At 36.0% G+C, this 2,641-nt stretch carries 2 protein-coding genes and 1 pseudogene; all 3 read left to right on the forward strand.

Translation table 11 applies throughout. From position 1 onward, the window contains the following. Positions 1-180 (forward strand): annotated as a pseudogene (locus tag AC1DTM_RS22225) (lipoprotein); the annotation flags it as partial. Positions 181-619: 439 nt separating this feature from the next. Beyond that, entirely contained in the window at positions 620-2,152 is a 1,533-nt protein-coding gene (locus AC1DTM_RS22230) for a fatty acid--CoA ligase family protein (RefSeq protein ID WP_016104123.1), read from the forward strand. A gap of 344 nt (positions 2,153-2,496) precedes the next feature. Further along, on the forward strand, positions 2,497-2,641 hold a 145-nt coding region (locus AC1DTM_RS22235), incomplete at its 3' end, for a helix-turn-helix domain-containing protein (protein WP_477000895.1).

The following is a 2,641-nucleotide window of genomic DNA, read 5'->3' on the forward strand; positions in this document are numbered from 1 at the left end:
CAAATTATAGTTTATGAAGATGGGAAGTATATTGAATTAATCTATAACACATCTTCTGGAGATAAAGTGGATAGAGTATATAGACTTAATAAAGATGAAGCATATGAGGAAATTAAAGAGGTGGGCAAAGAATTAGATTATAAAAAGACTGATTATACAGAAAATGTAGGTTTGAAATAAAAGCAACACCATTATTCTCAATATAAATAGAGATGTTGCTTTTATACACTGGTAGTTTAATCAGCAATAAGACTATTAGTATATCAGTTTAAAACCATGATAGATTGAAGATTCAAGCAGCTGTTTTAAAATGTTTTCCACATATGTCGGGTGTAGATGGAGCGGACGCGATCAACTTGTTTGGAGAGCATACGGCGTTAAATAAAGAGGAACTTAATAAACTTAGAGAAAAGATGAATGCATATTATCCTAAAATGATTTTTGGTCTAGTTTCATAAATTACTTGCAAACGAAATCCCCTTATCCTTCCAAAGTAAACCAAGAGGAGGTGATTCATGTATATGCAGTTAATGGAATATCACTTGCCACTTTAATTTTCTTTTAATATAATTAATTTAGAATTTTTAAATATTCTAAATTTTATAAAGGTGGGATTTGTGTGAATCTCGTTCAATCTTTGGCTGAAACGGCAAAAAAGAAGGGGGATAAACCGGCGTACATATTTATGGATCAGTCGGTCTCGTATGACCAATTAAACAAAGTAGTCACTAGGTTTTCTAGCAATTTAGCAAAAATGGGCATTGGAAAAGGGGACAATGTCGCATTAGCTGTAGGTAATTCACCACATTTTTTAGTAGGTTTATACGGAACAATGAAAGCCGGAGCAACTGTCATTCCGATTAATCCAATTTATACAGCAGACGAAATACATTACATATTACAAAATGGAGATGTAAAAACAATCATCGTACTCGACGTCCTTCTACCTGTTATACAATCTCTTACAACAAGACTTCCTTCACTTGAAAATATCATCATATGCGAAACCTCATCAGATTTTAACCATATAGAAACCGAAAAAATGAAAACGTTTACTAGTTTTATAGGAAATGGAGATGTAACTTACGAAGGTCCTGAACTAGATGAAGAAGATGTAGCTGTTATTTTATACACTTCRGGTACAACTGGAAAGCCAAAAGGCGCTATGTTAACGCATAAAAATTTATATAGTAATGCTAGCGATGTTGCGTCATATTTACAATATACTGCGGATGATCGCGTCGTTGCGGCACTGCCGATGTTCCATGTGTTCTGTTTAACAGTTGCGGTAAATGCGCCGATTGTGAACGGGGCAACAATTTTAATGTTACCGAAGTTTAGTCCGAAAGAAGTATTTCGCATTTGTCGTACGTATGAACCAACGATTTTTGCGGGTGTACCGACAATGTATAATTACTTATATTTATTTGAAGAAGCAAGCGCAGAAGATGTGAAGACACTTCGGCTTTGTATTTCAGGTGGTGCATCGATGCCTGTTGCGCTTCTGAAAAACTTTGAACAACGTTTTGACGTTATCGTTTCAGAAGGATACGGTTTATCAGAAGCATCACCAGTTACTTGTTTTAATCCGTTAGATCGTCCTCGTAAACCAGGTTCGATTGGTACAAATATTTGGCACGTAGAAAATAAAATTGTGAACGAACTTGGGGAAGAAGTACCTGTTGGTGCAGTTGGGGAATTAATTGTTCGCGGACCTAACGTTATGAAGGGTTACTATAATGCGCCAGAAGATACTGCGGCGACAATTAAAGATGGCTGGCTATATACAGGTGACTTAGCGAAAATGGATGAAGAAGGTTACTTCTATATCGTCGATCGTAAAAAAGATATTGTTTTAGTTGGCGGTTATAACGTATATCCTCGTGAAGTAGAGGAAGTATTATATACTCATGATTCGGTAGCTGAAGTTGTCGTAATCGGTGTTCCTGATGAAAACTTAGGAGAAGCAGTGCGAGCTTATGTCGTTCTGAAACAAACGAGCGTAACAGAAGAAGAGCTTACGCATTACTGCACGTTACATTTAGCGAAATATAAAGTGCCAATGAGTATTGAGTTTTTAACAGAATTGCCGAAGAATACAACTGGTAAATTGTTAAGAAGAGCTTTGAGAGAGAAGGCATTGCAAGTATAAAAATAAAGATATCCATCTCTATGACTACATGTTTAGAGATGGATATCTTTTTGTTTTTTAGAGTTGACTAAGCTATAAGTCCATATATTTAACGYATTATCCGRWAGAAGTCTCCTTCCTCAAGCGTGTGAAGGACGATAGCAAAGCGGTAGGTGGGAGATGAWTTKYGGTTTGGCGTAGCCAAAAAATTRKTTTTCCTATTTATTTCGCCTCTGCTATAATCAGTCTTATAAGAGGTAAMGTTTGGTATRACAATGAAATGAGATRATCATGYAGTGTTCATGTTGTGTTATCACCGCCATAGATAAAGTAGAAATGTTTATGGGAAAGTGAGATGAAYTGATATGACAAAGCATAATAAGGCGTAYAARTTTCGYCTGTATCCWACAGAAAAACAAGCCTAYCTGATACGTAAAACTTTCGGGTGTGTACGCTTTGTGTATAATAAAATGCTGGCTGAGCGGAAAGAAGTATACGAAACGTACAAAG

The organism is Bacillus sp. P4_D3 (genome assembly GCF_056401855.1).